The 17,824-nt window shown below is 35.1% G+C and carries 18 protein-coding genes; 12 read left to right on the top strand and 6 right to left on the bottom strand.

The window, feature by feature from the left end; translation table 11 throughout:
* Nucleotides 1-61 precede the first annotated feature (61 nt).
* From asd to thrC, 3 genes are read right to left on the bottom strand one after another with little or no spacing between them, the layout of a single operon-like run.
* Nucleotides 62-1,114: an aspartate-semialdehyde dehydrogenase gene (asd, locus tag AC3OCB_RS06860; protein WP_498341602.1), complete on the bottom strand. Its 1,053-nt coding sequence runs from the start codon at nt 1,112-1,114 to the stop codon at nt 62-64.
* Nucleotides 1,099-2,442, bottom strand: coding sequence for an aspartate kinase (locus AC3OCB_RS06865; protein WP_498341603.1), 1,344 nt, complete (start codon nt 2,440-2,442; stop codon nt 1,099-1,101). Before AC3OCB_RS06865 ends, asd begins: the two co-directional genes overlap by 16 nt.
* The gene (gene thrC, locus AC3OCB_RS06870) at nt 2,439-3,626 is read right to left on the bottom strand and encodes a threonine synthase (RefSeq protein ID WP_498341605.1); all 1,188 of its coding nucleotides are present in this window, start codon (nt 3,624-3,626) and stop codon (nt 2,439-2,441) included. The genes AC3OCB_RS06865 and thrC overlap by 4 nt, the downstream gene beginning before the upstream one ends.
* Nucleotides 3,627-3,716: 90 nt before the next feature.
* Between thrC and AC3OCB_RS06875 the strand changes: the two genes are divergently transcribed.
* Nucleotides 3,717-5,159 carry a UbiD family decarboxylase gene (locus AC3OCB_RS06875; RefSeq protein ID WP_498341606.1) on the top strand — a complete coding sequence of 481 codons (1,443 nt, stop codon included), beginning with the start codon at nt 3,717-3,719 and terminating at the stop codon, nt 5,157-5,159.
* Here AC3OCB_RS06875 and AC3OCB_RS06880 read toward each other — a convergent pair.
* The gene (locus AC3OCB_RS06880) at nt 5,137-5,418 is read right to left on the bottom strand and encodes a hypothetical protein (protein WP_498341607.1); all 282 of its coding nucleotides are present in this window, start codon (nt 5,416-5,418) and stop codon (nt 5,137-5,139) included. The two genes, AC3OCB_RS06875 and AC3OCB_RS06880, sit on opposite strands and share 23 nt — an antisense overlap.
* A gap of 79 nt (nt 5,419-5,497) precedes the next feature.
* Between AC3OCB_RS06880 and cdvB1/B2 the strand changes: the two genes are divergently transcribed.
* On the top strand, nt 5,498-6,163 hold the full coding sequence (gene cdvB1/B2 / locus AC3OCB_RS06885; RefSeq protein WP_498341608.1) for a cell division protein CdvB1/B2: 666 nt from the start codon (nt 5,498-5,500) through the stop codon (nt 6,161-6,163).
* Nucleotides 6,164-6,240: 77 nt separating this feature from the next.
* Entirely contained in the window at nt 6,241-8,610 is a 2,370-nt protein-coding gene (ppsA, locus tag AC3OCB_RS06890) for a pyruvate, water dikinase (protein ID WP_498341609.1), read from the top strand.
* Here the strand turns inward: ppsA and AC3OCB_RS06895 are convergent.
* Both AC3OCB_RS06895 and AC3OCB_RS06900 read right to left on the bottom strand, forming a co-directional pair.
* Nucleotides 8,594-8,881: a hypothetical protein gene (locus AC3OCB_RS06895; RefSeq protein ID WP_498341610.1), complete on the bottom strand. Its 288-nt coding sequence runs from the start codon at nt 8,879-8,881 to the stop codon at nt 8,594-8,596. The genes ppsA and AC3OCB_RS06895 overlap by 17 nt on opposite strands.
* Nucleotides 8,838-9,917, bottom strand: coding sequence for an inositol-3-phosphate synthase (locus AC3OCB_RS06900; RefSeq protein WP_498341611.1), 1,080 nt, complete (start codon nt 9,915-9,917; stop codon nt 8,838-8,840). Before AC3OCB_RS06900 ends, AC3OCB_RS06895 begins: the two co-directional genes overlap by 44 nt.
* A gap of 96 nt (nt 9,918-10,013) precedes the next feature.
* On the opposite strand from AC3OCB_RS06900, the gene AC3OCB_RS06905 reads away from it, so the two are divergent.
* From AC3OCB_RS06905 to AC3OCB_RS06945, 9 genes are read left to right on the top strand one after another with little or no spacing between them, the layout of a single operon-like run.
* Nucleotides 10,014-10,286, top strand: a complete 273-nt coding sequence (locus AC3OCB_RS06905; RefSeq protein WP_498341613.1) for an acylphosphatase — start codon at nt 10,014-10,016, stop codon at nt 10,284-10,286.
* 60 nt (nt 10,287-10,346) lie between these two features.
* Nucleotides 10,347-11,615, top strand: a complete 1,269-nt coding sequence (locus AC3OCB_RS06910; RefSeq protein WP_498341614.1) for a TrpB-like pyridoxal phosphate-dependent enzyme — start codon at nt 10,347-10,349, stop codon at nt 11,613-11,615.
* A complete protein-coding gene (trpA, locus tag AC3OCB_RS06915) occupies nt 11,612-12,349 on the top strand; it encodes a tryptophan synthase subunit alpha (RefSeq protein WP_498341615.1) in 738 nt (245 codons plus the stop codon). The genes AC3OCB_RS06910 and trpA overlap by 4 nt, the downstream gene beginning before the upstream one ends.
* A complete protein-coding gene (gene trpD, locus AC3OCB_RS06920) occupies nt 12,336-13,373 on the top strand; it encodes an anthranilate phosphoribosyltransferase (RefSeq protein ID WP_498341616.1) in 1,038 nt (345 codons plus the stop codon). The genes trpA and trpD overlap by 14 nt, the downstream gene beginning before the upstream one ends.
* The gene (locus AC3OCB_RS06925) at nt 13,366-13,971 is read left to right on the top strand and encodes a phosphoribosylanthranilate isomerase (RefSeq protein ID WP_498341617.1); all 606 of its coding nucleotides are present in this window, start codon (nt 13,366-13,368) and stop codon (nt 13,969-13,971) included. Before trpD ends, AC3OCB_RS06925 begins: the two co-directional genes overlap by 8 nt.
* Nucleotides 13,953-15,254, top strand: coding sequence for an anthranilate synthase component I (locus AC3OCB_RS06930; protein ID WP_498341618.1), 1,302 nt, complete (start codon nt 13,953-13,955; stop codon nt 15,252-15,254). The genes AC3OCB_RS06925 and AC3OCB_RS06930 overlap by 19 nt, the downstream gene beginning before the upstream one ends.
* Entirely contained in the window at nt 15,254-15,835 is a 582-nt protein-coding gene (locus AC3OCB_RS06935; protein WP_498341619.1) for an anthranilate synthase component II, read from the top strand. Before AC3OCB_RS06930 ends, AC3OCB_RS06935 begins: the two co-directional genes overlap by 1 nt.
* Nucleotides 15,836-15,839: 4 nt before the next feature.
* Complete coding sequence (trpC, locus tag AC3OCB_RS06940; protein ID WP_498341620.1) at nt 15,840-16,583, top strand: indole-3-glycerol phosphate synthase TrpC; 744 nt, start codon at nt 15,840-15,842, stop codon at nt 16,581-16,583.
* A gap of 9 nt (nt 16,584-16,592) precedes the next feature.
* On the top strand, nt 16,593-17,792 hold the full coding sequence (locus tag AC3OCB_RS06945) for a pyridoxal phosphate-dependent aminotransferase (RefSeq protein WP_498341621.1): 1,200 nt from the start codon (nt 16,593-16,595) through the stop codon (nt 17,790-17,792).
* Nucleotides 17,793-17,824 lie beyond the last annotated feature (32 nt).

Below are 17,824 nucleotides of genomic sequence, written 5' to 3' on the forward strand. Positions count from 1 at the left end.
GTTTGAGGGGATTCTTTACCATCACTATAAAAAGTATGTGTATGAAAATCAATTTTTAGCATTAAATGTACCCTAATTCTCTCATTACTTCTACTGTTAATATAGTTATACCTGCAGCCCCCCTAATCAGATTATCCCCTAAGACTACTAATCTTAAAACGTTGTTTTCGTGTCTTATTCTTCCAACACTAACTGCCATTCCGTTTTCTGCACCTACATCTATTATTGGCTGTGGTCTGTCTTCTTCTTCTCTAACTATTATCGGCTGTTTAGGTGCAGTTGGTAGATTCTTTTGTTGTGGGAAGGATTTAAAATTCTTTAAAGTTTTCTTTATTTCCTCAATGTTAATTTTTTCTTCTGTAATTATGTTTATTATTCCCATGTGTCCTACTCTTGTAGGCACCCTTATCGAGGTAACACTAGAGTCAAGTTTAGCTGGTATAATTTGATTATTTTCGAATTTCCCATTCAGCTTTGTTAATTCTTTGGCTATTTTATCTTCTTCTCCCTTTATGTAAGGTATAATATTCCCTTCTATCGACATAAAAGATATCCCATTATATCCTGCACCGCTTACAGCTTGTAACGTATTTATCAAGATCTTAGATCTTTGCGCTATGTCAAGTAACGGTTTTAATGGCATTGACATGATTGCTGCCGTACAATTTGGATTTTTAACTAACAGTCCTTTCCATCCCTTTTTCTCTCTTTGGATCTTGAGGAGCTCCAAATGTTCCCAATTTACTTCAGGGTTTAACAATGGGACATCAGGATCCATTCTGAATGGACTAGCATTTGATACAACTATTTTACCATTTTTAACTAGATCAAGCTCTATCGTCTCGGCTAATTCATTAGGTAATGCTGAAAGAACAACATCTACATCTTTATGGTCTTCATAGTTTGTCGAAACAATTGGTAAATCTTGGACTTCTTCTGGTATGTCCCCTTGTTCAACCCATTTTACTGCATCCTTATACTTTTTCCCTATTTTTGATGGTGATGCACTAACTTTAACTAGTTCTAAGTAAGGATGTTTTGCTAACATCTTTACCATTTTTTGTCCTACCATTCCAGTAGAACCAAGTAAAGAGACTTTTATTTTGTCTGCCATTCTAAAACCGCCTCATGAAGTTCTTTTGCTAATTCATTCTCATCTTTTTCATCAACTATAAATGTTAAGCTAACACCTTTTAATCCTCTAGAAATAAATAATGGGTCTAAAGGAGAAGCTTTGCTTATCACTTTTGAGGAAATTTCTTTGTTTCTTAATCCACAGCCAACTATGCTTATTGCACTGACTTTCCTTGACTGAATATCTTCTATTAGATTACTTAGCCTTGTTAGTCCTTCCATTAATCTGTTCTTATCTTCCGAATCTATTACTAGTTGGATAACTGTTTCTGATACTGGCTGTGAAATTGCTATTATGTTAACGTCAGAGTTCCGTGCTTCAGTCATTATAGCTGCTGCAGAACCTATTTTACCTACAATATTTGTACTTTCTATTGTAATTAGTTCAAGGTTGTTTTTTGTAGCTATACCTTTTAATGTATCCTCTTTTGTGCAACTCCCTTCAATTACCGTATTCCCTTCTTCATATAGTCCCTCAATCACTACTTTTATATCTGTATTAAATATAGGATCAAATGTTCTAGGATGCAATTTTTTAGCTCCTAATTGAGACAACTCTATGGCTTCCTCTAGTGATAACCTAGGTATTGTTTTCGCTTCTGGAATCTTTTTAGGATCGGCTGTCATTATCCCTGGAACTTCAGTTATTAGTTTTACTTCTTTTACTCCCAGTATCTTTCCTACTACTGTAGCCGAATAATCGCTTCCTCCACGTCCTATTGTCGTGTATTTGTTATTCATACTTTTGCCAATAAAACCTGGCACCACTATTACATTCTCTTTTATTCCATCTATCTTCTTTAGCAAATTCTCTTTAGACTGTGAAAACAGAACGTTTGCCTCGCCGAAATTTTCATCAGTAATTAATACTGGTTCAGAAATATACGTAGACGAGATACCATTTGATTTTAAGAAAGTTGAAAGTAGTGCAACTGCAAATCTTTCTCCAAATGATAAAATATAATCCTTTACTTTAGGGGTTACTTCATCTATTACTCTAATTGACCAGGCTATTTTGTATAATTCATCTGATAGCTTTGATAACTCTTTAAATGTTCTTTCAAATTCAATTCCGTTCGATAGCTTTGATAACAATCTTATGTGTCTATCATAAATATCAGTAATAATATCCATCGATTTATCCATGTTCTTTATGATTTCTAAGAGCTGATTAGTTACGTTCTTTATTGCAGATGTAACTATAATATTTTTATCATTACTATCTATTTCTTTTCTTAACTTTTCTAGGATTAATTCATAATCTTTTTCATCTTTTTGAATTGATCCACCTATTTTAATCACTTTCATTTTAGATCACCTAGAATTATCTCGCTTATATGTTCTGGGTTAACTAATATTCTTCTAGCTTCCGCCTTGGTCATGGCATCAGGGTCTTTTAGTGCATGTCCTGTTAGAATTAGGACCGTTTTTTCATTTTTATCTATTTTACCTTCTTTTAGAAGTTTCAAGTAACCTGCGTAAGAAGCTACTGAAGCGGGTTCTGCGCCTATTCCCTCTTTTCTCGCTAATTCTTTTTGTGCTTCAAGAATTTCAGAATCTGACACATAGGTTGCAAATCCATTAGAAGATCTTATTGCCTTTATTGCTTTTTTCCAATTTACTGGTTTTCCTATTCTTATTGCAGAAGCTACAGTTTCTGGCGAATCTACAAACTCTGGTTTGTCTAATCCTTTTTCTATTGCTTTTGCTATGGGGGCAGCCCCCTCAGCTTGTATTCCTATCATTCTAGGAACTTTATCTATTATTCCCATGCTCATCAACTCTGTGAATCCTTTCCAAATAGCATAAATATTTCCAGCATTACCTACTGGTACTATTACATTATCTGGTACGCCTATATCTTCAGTTATCTCGAAAGCTATGGTCTTTTGTCCTTCAAGTCTCCATGGGTTAAATGAATTTAATGGATAAACTATTTTTAGCTCTTTATACAATCTCATTACGCTATTCATTGCGATATCAAAGCTACCATCAACTTCTAATATCGTTGTACCGTAAAGAATTGATTGAGCTAGTTTACCTATAGCTACTTTGCCTTTAGGTAAAACTATATAGCTCCTTAAAGAGGCCCTACTAGCATAGGCAGCAGCGGACGCTGCAGTATTGCCAGTAGACGCAGCTACGACTACTTTATAATTAAGTGATTTTGCTGAGCTTATCGCTACTGTCATTCCTCTATCTTTAAAGCTCCCAGTTGGATTTGCCCCTTCAAATTTAAAGTACAAATTAGAGTTATACGCAGACTTTATTAATGGCGTATTTCCTTCATTAAGGCTTACTATTTCCTTGTATTCACCAGCAATTAATTCTTTATATCTCCATACTCCTTTTCCTTTTAACTTGTTAAAGGAGAAATCTTTTTTAGGTTCTAGTATTATTTCGAGTAATCCTCCACATCTGGGGCATGTTATGAGATCTTGTTCAATTGGATATTCTGTTCCACAATCTAAGCATTTTAGATGTCCTTGCATGTTTCCAACTATAGCTCACCACTAACGTTAAGCTCTTTTGTATACTAAATTATAAGCTTTATCTTATGTGTATTATCTTAGTGATTAAAAATGGCGTTTGATGATTTGCGTGAATATATAAATTTCATGCGTTCAAAGAAAAAAATTATCGAAATTAATGACGAAGTGGATCCTATACTTGAGATTGCTGAAATATCTAGAAGAGCTACATATAGTCACTTACCTCCTCTACTATTTAAAAACGTAAAAGGTTACCCTAACTGGTCTGTAATTACTAATATTTACTATTCAATAGAAGCTTTCTATGAACTTTTTAACACAAACAACTTAGAAGAAGTAACTGCTTCTTTTCTAGAGAATATGCTTGGAGCTATGCCTCTTAGTTTTTCTGGGAAGATCAGAAGTCTATTTGATATGTTGAAGCTTGGTAAACTTCTTCCTAAAAGTAAGAAACCTGAATTTAAGGAAGCAAATTTAGATTTTAACAAAATACCTGCACTTAAAACTTGGCCAAAGGATGCTGGTAGATATTTGACTTTTTCCATTTTAATAACTAAAGATCCAGATACTGGTGTCCATAATCTGAGTGTTTATAGAATACAGTTACTAAATGAAAAGGAAGCTATTGTACATTGGCAGGCATTAAAAAGAGGTGCGCTTACCTCATTTAAATATAAAGAAAGAGGGATTACTAAAATTCCTGCAGCTATAGTGAATGGTGTCGATCCTATATTGGCATTTGTAGCGGCTTCTCCAGTCCCTCCTGGATTAGATAAGTATCTGTTTGCAGGTATACTACGTAATGAAGGCGTTTCAGTTCATGAACTCGATAACGGTTTACTTGTTCCGTCTTCGGCTGAAACTGTTTTTGAAGGCTACGTTGATATAAATGATGTGAGGCTTGAAGGGCCTTTTGGCGACCACCTAGGTTACTATACTCCTCCAGATTATTACCCGGTGTTTAAGATAGAAAGAGCTTATGCTAGAGAAAATCCTATATTTCATGCTACTTCCGTGGGTAAACCCCCTTTAGAAGATGCATGGATTGGCAAAGCTGTTGACAGACTATTCATGCCGTTTATCAGAATGCTTATCCCAGAGATTGTGGATATGAATTTACCAGAGTATGGATTATTTACCGGGATTGGAATTTTCTCCATAAAGAAACGCTATCCTGGACAAGCTAAAAAGACTATGATGAGTATATGGGGGTTAGGTCAACTTAGTTTGTTAAAGATGGTTATTATTGTAGATTCAGATGTTAATGTCCAAGATTTAAATCAAGTACTATATGCAATTTCTACTACTGTAGATCCTAAAAGGGATGTACTTATAGTAGATAACGTTATAACAGACTCCTTAGATCATACAACCCCTTATCCTCCATTAGGTAGTAAGATCGGGATAGACGCTACTAGAAAATTTAAAGAGGAACTTGGTAAAGAATGGCCAGAAGAGCTAACTAGTGATGAAAATACAGTGAAAAAGATCACGCCTTTATGGGAAAAAATTAAATCTCAAAATCGTCTCTGAGCGTTCTATCATCTACAGTATAAATAACGCTAACCATTTTTATCTCTGGGAGCACGTTTTGTATTTGTATTTTTTCATTTGGCTTTAGCTCTTTTTCTATCTCTCTTTCTTCGCTTATCGATCTAGTAGTTCTCTGTTCTTCTACTGTAATAACTGTTACTTGATAATGAAGGATGATCGTCTTTATTAGAACTTTTTTATTGCTTTTATTGGTTAGTACTAATGATCCGTCTTGTAAGCTTACATCAATTTGACGCATTAGAAATCACTCTCTTCATTAGTATTATTTGGTTTCCTTGTTTATAAGGATTTTGTATTCAATGGATAAATTGAGTAAAATGGCTGGCGTAGACGATTTTGTAAGGAATTGGAGCGGAGGAAAGCAAGAGCCAAGTATAGCTGAAAAAGTAAAGTCTCTCTTCAAACCACAGCAACCTTTAAGATATAGACTAATAATGGCCCATTATAGGTTAAAGACTACTATAAGCAGACTCGATGTTTACATCTCAAAACTTCAAGAGAGAGATAGAGTATTATTTGAAAAAGTAGTTGAAGCTCAGATGAATAAAGATACTGCTAGGGCTTCAATGTACGCAAATGAGATCGCTGAAATAAGAAAAGTCACAAAACAGTTGCTAACTACACAGATTGCTTTAGAGCAAGTTGAGTTGAGATTAGAAACAGTAAGCGAATTAGGAGATGTATTTACTTCAATAATCCCAGTGTTAGGGGTAGTTAGAGAATTAAGGCAAGCTATGAAGGGAGTTATGCCAGAACTTTCCGTGGAATTAGGAGAACTAGAGGACGGATTACAAGAAGTTGTAATAGAAGCTGGTGAATTCACTGGTTCGGGTGTTGATTACACAATAACATCACCAGAAGCAAGAAAGATATTGGATGAAGCATCAACTGTAGCAGAGCAAAGAATGAAAGAGAAATTCCCCTCGTTACCATCGTTTGTCACTTCAACGTCTGCACAAAAAACTAACGAAAATCAAAAATAATCAATTGTATTTAGGTTTTTTGAAGAGTCAAAAACATTTTTTAATGTATAAGTCGTATTTTTTATTGGGAGACAAATTTGGATTCTTCCCTTATTGAAGGCGCTCTTGTGGTCGATCTTAAAAATATAAGAAAAGATATGATTAATATAGCAGGAGGTAAGGGAGCTAATTTAGGAGAATTAATATCAATGGGAATAAGAGTACCCCCTGGTTTTGTTATAACTTCTCAAGCGTATAAGTATTTCATTTCATATAATAAATTAGATGAAAAAATTAGGGAACTACTTGAACAAGAAAAAGACGATGAAGTTATAAGTGAAAAAATAAAGAAATTGGTCTTAGATGGAGAAATTCCTCATGATTTACGCGATCAAATCCTTTTCGCTTACGATAGTTTAGCTAAAATGGTTGGAAAAGAGATTCTTGTTGCTGTTAGATCTTCTGCAACTGCAGAGGATATAGAGTCTGCAAGCTTTGCTGGGCAACAAGATACTTACTTAAACGTTACAAGAGATGAATTAATTAATGCAGTTAAAAAAGTATGGGCTAGTTTATATTCTGTAAGGGCAATTTCATATAGAAGATCTAAGGGCATTAACCAAGTAACAGTTGAGATGGCAGTTGTTGTTCAAAAAATGGTTAATTCAAAAGCAGCTGGAGTTATGTTTACTTTACATCCAGCTACTGGAGATAGAAACTATATTATGATTGAGGCCAGCTGGGGATTAGGAGAAGCTGTTGTAAGTGGTAAAGTAACGCCAGACGAAGTTTTGATTGAAAAGCCGTCCCTAAAGATAGTTGAAAAGAAAGTATCCCATAAAATTTTGAAAATTGTTTATGATAGAGAGAAAAGAGAAAATGTTATCATAAACTTAACTGGAGAAGAAGCAGATAAGATGTCAATCACAGATGAAGAGGCAATAGAACTAGCAAAATTAGCATTGAAAATAGAACAGCATTATGGCAGACCTATGGATATTGAGTGGGCCATAGATGCCGATATACAATTCCCAGATAATGTATTTATAGTACAAGCTAGACCAGAGACCTATTGGACGAGTAAACAGAAAGAAGAGAAGAAAGAGGAAGTAAAACTTGGTGTCGGAAAAATATTAACGAGAGGACTACCTGCTAGTCCCGGTATAGCATATGGAAAAGCAAGAGTTATTCTTGATGTAAAAGACGCAAAGGAATTCGAAAAAGGCGATATTTTGGTTACAAGAATGACTGATCCAGATTGGGTTCCAGTAATGAAAATTGCCTCAGCAATTGTTACCGATGAGGGAGGGATGACAAGTCACGCTGCAATAGTGTCCAGAGAGTTAGGGATTCCTGCAGTTGTAGGAACGGGTAACGCTACTAAGGTTATTAAGGACGGACAAGAGATTACAGTCGACGCCATTAGAGGTATAATATATGAAGGGAAATTAACATTCGAAACTGAACATAAAGAAGAGACAACTACTGCCCAGCAGACAACAACAGCAGTTAGTGGAATTAGTAGAGATGTCTTACTCAGTTTATATCCTGTTACAGCAACTAAAATCTACATGAATTTAGGTCAGCCTGATATTGTTCATAAATATCTTGATTTACCGTTTGATGGAATAGGTTTAATGAGAATAGAATTTATAGTAAGCGAATGGATAAAGTATCATCCTCTATATTTAATAAAGACTGGTCAACCACAAGTATTTGTAGATAAGCTTGCAGAAGGGATATCATTAGTAGCATCAGCAATATATCCAAGACCTGTTGTAGTCAGATTTTCTGATTTTAAGACTAATGAATATAAGAGGTTAATTGGCGGAGAAGAATTTGAACCGGAAGAAAGAAACCCAATGATAGGATGGAGAGGAGTATCTAGATATGTTAGTCCTCAATATGAACCAGCATTTAGATTAGAGGTTAGAGCTATTAGAAAAGTTAGGGAAGAGATGGGATTAAAGAACGTCTGGGTTATGTTCCCGTTTGTAAGAACAACTTGGGAATTGGAGAAGGCTATTAAGATTATGGAAGATGAAGGTTTAAGAAGAGGGCAAGACTTCAAGGTGTGGGTTATGGCAGAAGTGCCTTCTGTTATTGTATTAGCTGATAAGTTCTCTCAGATTGTTGATGGGTTTAGCATAGGCAGTAACGATCTTGCACAATTAACTCTAGGTGTTGATAGAGATTCAGACCTTTTAGCAAGGATGGGTTACTATGACGAGAGAGATCCTGCTGTATTAGAGTCTATAAAGAAACTGATTAAGACCGCTCATAAATACGGTAAGACTGTATCAATATGCGGACAAGCACCAAGTGTCTATCCAGAAGTAGTAGACTTCTTAGTTAGGCAAGGGATCGATAGTATAAGTGTTAACCCAGATGCAGTAGTTCAAGTGAGAAGGCATGTAGCTTCGATAGAACAGAAGATTATGCTAGAAGGTCTTAAGAAAAAGAAGTAAAACACTCTTTACATATTCTTCTTGTGCCATCAAAATATGCGGTACATTCTTCACAAATAATTCTACCACATTTTTCACATTTTCCAATAGCAAGATTTATTTTGCAGATTTCACAGAGACTCATCTCACATACTCTACAAATCTCTTTTACTTTTAGGTAATCCTCTTCGCAGACTCTCCTACCACAAATTTTACAAGTATACTTTTCTTCTCTTTCTTCACAAATTTCACATTTCAAGGAATTTCCTAAACCATCTGTAGGCTTCTTCATCATCTTTAGCCTGTATTGGTGGATGTTTAAAGTAGAATGCAGAAACTTCAACTAATGGCCCTCCTATTTTTCTATCTAATGCAACTTTTACTGCTCTAGTAACGTCAGAAAGAACGGCTGCACAATTGGATTTGTCGTCTACCTCTAATGAGGCTTCAATTTTTATCGGCATTCCTCCAAACCCAGATCCTTTTACATATATATATGCTACTTTTGTATTTCCTAAGAAAGGTACGTAGTCTGAAGGTCCTATTCTAATTTTTCCTTCTTTTTCCAAGTAATTATTATCATTAAGTGTGCTTGTAACTGCTTTAGTTTTGCTTATCCTTTTTGAGTAAAGTCTTTCTTCAGTTTTCATGTTTAAGAAGTCAGTATTTCCTCCTACGTTTAACTGATAAGTTTCTTCCACTTTTACTCCTCTTAGCCTAAATAGTGAGGTTAAAGTTCTGTGAAGAATTGTAGCACCTACTTGTCCCTTTATATCGTCTCCAGCTATTGGTAAGTTTTTCTCTTTAAACATCTGAGGGAATTTACCCGTTGGATCACTTGCTATGAAAACAGGAATTGCGTTAATGAATGCAACATTCGCTTCCAATGCAGCTTTTGCATATTCTCTACTAGCTTGCTCACTTCCTACTGGTAGCAAATTAATGAGAATTTCCGCTTTACTATCCTTTAATTCTTGAATTACACTTTCTGTTGTACCATTCTTACTAGGATTAAATACATCTTTCATATGATTAGCTACACCATCAAGAACCGGTCCAGGTTTAACTTTCACTCCTTTTCTCTCCATATCGACTATCTTTGGTGTTATGTTTGGTTTTTCGAATATTGCTTCACTTATATCTTTTCCAATTTTGTTCTTTGAAACATCAAAAGCAGCAACTATTTCAATGTCGGTAACCTTATAATTTCCTATTATAGGAGTTATAAGTCCTTCATAGTAATTATCTCCTTTTTGCTTATAATATTCAATTCCTTGAATTAACATTGATGCACAATTTCCTAGACCAGCTATTGCTACTCTAATCATATGTTTTTAAACAAGAAAAGTAGTTAATAAAATATACCGCGTGATGAAAAAAATTAACAGATTGATGAAGAAGTGGAGCGACTCTGAGGTGATTTTATGCTAAGAAGGATGTATGTAAGGGTTTATGGAATGGTTCAAGGTGTAGGCTTTAGGAGATATGTTCAAATTCATGCCGTTAGACTTGGGGTTAAGGGGTATGCAAAAAACCTCGAAGACGGAACGGTAGAGGTTATAGCAGAAGGTTATGAAGAAGCTTTACAGAAATTATTAGAATACATAAAGCGCGGCCCACCTTTATCTAGAGTTGAAAAGATAGATTATAGATTTTGTGAATATAAAGGAGAGTTTGACGGTTTTGATACACTATGAGACCATCAAAACTTATAAGTCAGATGGGTTTTTAGTCTATTAGGTGTTTTTGTTGCACCAATGGTAAATTCAGATCTACTACCAAAGTATTGGTATAATGTAATACCAGATTTGCCTAAGCCTTTACCTCCACCAAGAGATCCTCCAGATGCAGAATTCTCAAGAATTGAATTATTAAAGAAGATTTTGCCAAAGGAAGTTTTAAGACAACAATTCACTATCGAGAGATTTATAAAGATACCCGAAGAGGTAAGAGACAGATATGAAGTTATAGGAAGACCAACCCCATTAATGAGAGCTAAAAGACTTGAAGAATATTTAGGTACACCAGCAAAAATCTATTTCAAATATGAAGGAGCAACACCAACCGGTTCTCATAAGATAAATACCGCTATACCACAAGCGTATTTTGCGTCAGAAGAAGGGAATTCTCATGTAGTAACCGAGACTGGAGCTGGACAATGGGGTACTGCAGTAGCCCTAGCAGCATCAATGTATGATTTGACATCAACAATATTCATGGTGAAAGTAAGTTATGAGCAAAAACCTATGAGAAAGACAATAATGGAGCTTTATGGTGGGGAAGTCTATGCAAGTCCAACTGATTTAACAGAGTTTGGAAGAAAGGTATTAAAAGAGAATCCTAACCACCCTGGCTCATTAGGAGTGGCAATGAGTGAAGCTATTGAATATGCTTTAGATCACAATTATAGATATCTTGTCGGTAGCGTACTTGACGTAGTTTTACTTCATCAATCTGTTATAGGAATGGAAACTATAGCTCAACTTGACGAGCTAGGAGAAGAGCCAGATACGCTAATAGGGTGTGTAGGAGGGGGAAGTAACTTTGGTGGGTTTGTATATCCATTTATTGGAGCCAAAAAAGGTAAGAAGTTTATAGCAGTTGGAGCTGCAGAGATACCTAAGTTTAGCACTGGAAGATATGAGTATGATTACCCAGATACTGCTGGTTTGTTACCACTTGTAAAGATGATAACTCTAGGGAAAGATTATGTGCCACCATCGATATATGCTGGAGGACTAAGATATCATGGTATTGCGCCTACTCTAAGTTTGCTCGTTAGAGAGAAAATTATTGAATGGAGAGAATATATGGAGGAACAAATATATGAGGCAGCAAAAATATTTATGAAAACTCAAGGTATTGTGCCAGCACCAGAGTCAGCACATGCAATTAGAGCAGTAATTGAAGAGGCATTAATAGCCAAGAAGAATAATGAGAAAAGAGTAATTGTGTTTAATCTAAGCGGGCATGGGCTATTAGACCTTGGAAATTACGATTCAATTAGGAAAAGGGTTGGAAAATGAAAAGAATGCTAGTAACCTATATGACACTAGGGTATCCAAACCTAGAGACTTTTTATCAGTTCGTAGAAAAAAGCGTAGAACTTGGGACTGATATTTTAGAAGTAGGTTTACCACCAAAATACGCAAAATATGACGGACCCGTGATAAGAAAAAGTTACAAGGCTGTAACAAGTTGGTTAAAGGATTATATATCTCCATTAAAAGAAGTTAGGAAAAGAGTGAGCGTACCAATTGTTATTTTAACTTATTTAGAAGACTATTTACCTAACTTAGATTCCTTTTTAACTACTCTACATGAAATAGGTATAGACGGGATTCTTTTCCCAGATTTACTAATAGATTATATTGATGATTATGAGACTTATGTTTCACGCATTAAAGAAAAAGGGGTGAAAGCAGTATTATTTACTGGACCATCATTACCAGATAATTTAATCGTTGCAGTATCTAAAATTTCAGATTTATTCTTGTACTATGGAGTTAGACCCACTACTGGTGTGCCAATACCAGTAAGTGTAGATTCCCTCATAGTAAGAGTCAGAAACCTTGTACAAAACAAATTAGTTGTCGGATTTGGATTAAATGATTTTAATGATATGAGAAAAGCTCTAAGTGCAGGCGCTGATGGAGTAGCTATTGGAACAGCTTTTATAGAAGAAATAGAGAAGAATGGTCTTCAATCCGCATTACAACTTGTTAAGACTTTAAGGGGAATATTAGATGAATACGGTTGACTTACTAAAAAAGATTGTTAGGAGAGAAAATTTGTCAGAAGAAGAGGCTAGAAGTATTGCAAATGCTATAATGAAAGGAGAAGTACCAGAAATTCTTAGCGCAGGGATTTTAGTTGGACTAGCAACAAAAAACGAAAGTGTTGAAGAAATAGTGGGTTTCGCTAAAGCAATGAGAGAAAACGGACTACATATTAACTTTCCTAACGCACTTGACACTGCTGGAACTGGAGGAGATAGTTTTAACACATTAAATGTGAGTACAGCTGTAGGCTTATTAGTAAGTCAAGTTTTCCCAGTAGCAAAACATGGCAATAGAGCAGTAAGTGGTAAATCTGGTAGTGCAGACGTATTAGAGGCTCTAGGTTACAACATAAGCGTTAAACCAGAGATTGCAGAAAAATTATTGAAAGAACAAAATTTCGTATTCCTTTTTGCTCAGCTTTATCATCCTGCAATGAAAAATGTAGCTAATGTAAGAAAAACATTAGGCATTCGTACAATTTTTAATATTTTAGGTCCTCTAACAAATCCAGCCTCTGCAAGATATCAAATGATAGGAGTATTTTCCAAAGACTTTTTACTAAAATTAGCTGAAGCGACTATTAAACTAGATTATGAGAGAGTAGTTTTATACAACGGCTATCCTTCACTTGACGAGATTTCTCCTCAAGGAGAGACACATGTTTATGAGATTCAAAGGGGGAAAATAGACAATTATACAATTTCTGTCAAGGATTTTGGCTTAAAAGAAGAGGTTCCAATTGCTAAGCTTACAGTAGATGATTCAACAACTTCTGCAATAAGAATTCTAAAGGCATTTAAAGGAAAAGATAAAGAGGCGAGGGAATTTATTGGAATCAATACAGCTATGGCATTATATCTGATTGGAAAAGTTAAAGATTTGAAAGACGGATACGAATACTCTTTACAACTAATGGATAATGGAATTCCACATATTAGGTCTTTAGTAGAAAAGAATGGTGATATAAACAAGTTCATGAACCTGGTGTCTACAATTGATTAAAATAAAATTCTGTGGAATTTCTCACGTAGAAGATGCTATAATTGCATCTAAATATGCTGATTTCATTGGTATTGTAACAGATCCTATAAGCCCTAGATTTGTCAAACCAGAGTTTATTGGCATAGTAAAACTTCTTGTGGATAGACCGGTAGTTAATGTAAAAGTGAATGGCAAAATTGAAGATATTGTGAGAGAATCAAATGCTGACTATATACAAATCCACAGAGTTCTAACTGTAGAGGAACTTGAAAATACCCTTTCATACGGAGAAAAGAAGTTTATTCTTTACGTGCCTTCTTCACCTAAATACGAGGAATATTTTAACTTAATAGTAAAGAAAACTAATCATTTAGTGCTTATAGACTCAGAAAAGAAAGGAGAGAAAGTAAATCTTGATATCGCAAGAAAATGGGTTAAGGAACATGATAAGGTCGGAATTGGAGGAGGGATAACACCGGAGAACGTGGATGAGTTTTTGAAATTAGAACCTTATTGGTTAGATATATCGTCTGGTATTGAGAAGTTTAAGTCAAAAAAAGATCAAGGCAAGATGGTTAAAATTGCAGAAAAGGTGAAACCATGGATATTTACCCAATAACATCCTTTGCTCAACCCTATGAAGTTTTTAAATGCATAACCGAAGAGGAAAACATAGCCGGATTACTTGAAAGCGGTGCAGGTCCTCAGCATAAGGCTAGGTATAGTATAATAGCTTGGGGCAAGAGAGGATATCTCCGCATTCAAGGGAATTCCTCTTATGGTGATATAACAGACTCTTTTTATGATCCAATAGAAGTACTTCAGAAGTTTCTTAGCAAGGCCCCCCAACTTAATTTACCTGGCAAATTTAAGGGAGGGATGATTGGATATGCAAGTTATGATTCAGTTAGATATTGGGAGACTATAAAGAATTTGAAACCCGAGGCAGAGAACTGGCCACAAATGGAGTTCTTCATTCCAGAAAATGTAATAATTTATGATCATGTAGAGGGTAAAGTCTACGTAGAAGGAGAGTTACCTAGGATTTTCTCGTGTATGGATATTGGTAACGTAAAGTTCGAGTTTGAAACCGAATCTTTAGGGAAAACGGAATTTGAAAAATCAGTTTCAGACATCTTGGATTACATAAAAAATGGCTATGCTTTCCAGGTAGTAATTTCTAGGTTTTTAAGATATGGTTACAAGGGTGATTTAATGAATTTTTACTATAATCTAAGGAAAATAAATCCATCCCCCTACATGTATTATCTTAAATTTTATGACAGACAAGTGATAGGTTCTAGCCCTGAGACATTATTTAGTTTACAAGATGGGATAGTTGAGACTTATCCAATAGCAGGATCAAGGCCAAGAGGAGCGACACCAGAAGAGGACTTAGCATTAGAAAAAGAACTATTAGCTTCTGAGAAAGAAAGAGCAGAACATATAATGCTAGTTGATCTTGCAAGAAATGACATTGGAAAAGTATGCTATATGGGATCTGTGAAAGTGCCAGAGTTTATGTATATAGAAAAATATAGCCATGTACAACATATTGTAACTAAAGTAGTTGGTACATTAAAAAGGAACAATAATGCTTTTGATGTTTTAAAAGCTGTTTTCCCGGCTGGCACTGTGAGTGGGGCTCCAAAACCAATGGCTATGAATATAATTGAGCTATTAGAGCCTTATAAAAGAGGTCCTTATGCAGGAGGAGTTGGATTTGTATCAGCTAATGGAGATGCAGAATTTGCAATTACTATTCGTAGTGCATTTGCTAACAAGGATTTGTTTAGAATTCAAGCTGGAGCCGGAATTGTTTATGACTCTATCCCAGAAATGGAGTATTATGAGACCGAACATAAAATGAGAGCATTAAAGGTTGCAATGGGTGTTGCTTAATGGACTTAACTCTGATTATTGATAACTATGACAGTTTTGTTTATAATATTGCACAAATTATTGGTGAATTAGGAAGTTATCCTATAGTAATAAGGAACGACGAGATTACTGTTAGAGGGGTGGAAAGATTAAATCCGGATAGAATAATAATTTCCCCCGGCCCAGGATCTCCAGATAAAAAAGAAGATATTGGAATAGTTATAGATGTGATAAAGCAATTAGGTAAGAGAATTCCAATTCTAGGTATATGTTTAGGGCATCAAGCTATTGGTTATGCCTTTGGTGCAAATATAAGGAAAGCTAAGAAAGTATATCATGGCAAAATAAGTAAAATTGAAGTTGTGGGTAATTCAGCGATATATGATGGCCTTCCAAAACAATTTGAAGCTACAAGGTATCATAGTTTGGTTGTAGATAATATAAAGGAGCCTTTAATTGTTGACGCTTATTCGTCCGAGGATAAAGAAATTATGGGTTTACACCACTCTGAGCTAAGAATATACGGTGTACAATATCATCCAGAGAGTGTTGGTACGTCGTTAGGGAGAAGAATCCTTTATAATTTCCTAAATAAAGTATAACTTGATGCCACGCTTTTTAGAAGGTTGGTTAGCTGATGTAGTAAACTTATCATTAGCTAGAGGAAGAGTTAAGAAAGTAAGAGAAAGACCTATTTATTCCCTTTCTAGGTTTATAAAGGCTACCGAAAGTAAGAGAAATCCAATAATAGCTGAATTTAAAAGAAGATCTCCTTCTGGTCTAAATGAGAATAGAGATATCGTAGAATACGTCAAGTTTATGGAGGAAAACGGAGCTGTTGGAATAAGTGTACTGACTGAAGAAAAGTACTTTGGAGGTAGTTATTCTGATTTAGAAAAAGTGGCTAGCTTAGTTAAGATTCCAGTTCTAATGAAAGACTTTATAGTCACTGAAAAGCAAATTGATAACGCTTATGACTTAGGGGCAGATGTAATTCTTTTAATCGTAAAAATACTAACAGAAAAAGAGCTTGTAGATTTGTACAATTATGCTACAGCTCTTGGATTAGAAGTCATTGTGGAGATAACGGATGAAGATGATCTTAAAATAGCTTTAAGACATAATTTTAATATTATAGGTATTAATTCAAGGAACTTAAGTTCCCTAGAAGTAGATACACAACACGTCAAAAATCTTCTTGGATTAATCCCTAAAGACATCATTAAAATAGCTGAGAGCGGGATAAAAACAAGAGAAGACATCATGCAGTTAAAACAGGCTGGCGCTAATGCTTTCCTTATTGGCACGACCTTAATGAGAGACCCAAACAAAATTAAGGAACTAATATAATTTTTTCATATGTCATTAGACCAGTTTTCATCTTCGGCAAACAGTATAACTGGTGAGTCGACTTTAGTATATCAAGACTTCGCCAGACAAGTGCAGAAAAATAAAGGAATAAAGATAATTAATTTTGGTATAGGTCAACCCGATTTACCGACTTTTAAGAAGATTAGGGATGCGGCTAAGAAAGCGTTAGATGATGGATTTACTGCGTATACCCCAGCTTATGGTATTGACGAATTAAGACAAAAAATAGCTGAGCATTTAAGTAGTAGATATGAGAAAGTGAAAAAAGAAGAAGTAATAGTAACCCCTGGTGCCAAGACTGCATTATATTTAGCCTTTCTCCTTTACATTAATCCAGGGGATGAGGTCATAATTTTCGATCCTTCTTTCTACTCTTATGCAGAAGTAGTTAAGATGTTAGGAGGAGTACCGGTCTATGTAAAGATGAAGTTTAACGAAAACACAGGGTTTTCTCTTAACTTATCTGAAATTGAGTCTAAAATAACTAAGAAGACAAAAATGATAGTGTTAAATAATCCTCACAACCCTACCGGTATGACATTTGATCCTATTGAGATAGAGAAACTGATGCAAATAGCTAAAGAAAAGAAAGTTATTCTTCTATCAGATGAGATCTATGACTATTTTATATATGAAGGAAAGATGAAGAGTGTATTAGAAGACCCAGAATGGAGAAATTACGTGCTTTACGTTAATGGATTTAGTAAAACTTTTTCGATGACCGGATGGAGGTTAGGTTACGTAGTTGCAAAAGAGAATGTTATAAAGAAAATGGCATCGATTGCAGCAGATATCTATACTTGTGCTACAAGTTTCGCACAAAAAGGTGCAGTCGAAGCATTTAATGATTTTGAGGATGTTAAAGACATGATATCGTTATTCAGAAAAAGACGTGATGTAATGTATGAAGAGTTAAAGAAAATAAAAGGTATACAAGTATATAAGAGCTCTGGTGCATTTTATATGTTTCCGTACATAGGGGAAGTACTTAGGAAAAGTAAGCTTAATGTAAAAGATTTCTCGTTAAAATTAATTGAAGAAAAGGGAGTTACAACAATACCCGGCGAGGTCTTCCCATTAGATGTAGGAAAAGAATTCGTTAGATTGAGCTTTGCTGTTAATGAAGACGATATAAGAGAAGGTATAAAAAGGATGAAAGAGTTTATTGAAATGTTGATGACATCTTAACAGCGTGAAAAGGTGAACGAAACTCCCATGGG

The sequence above is a fragment of the Sulfurisphaera sp. genome (genome assembly GCF_059755235.1).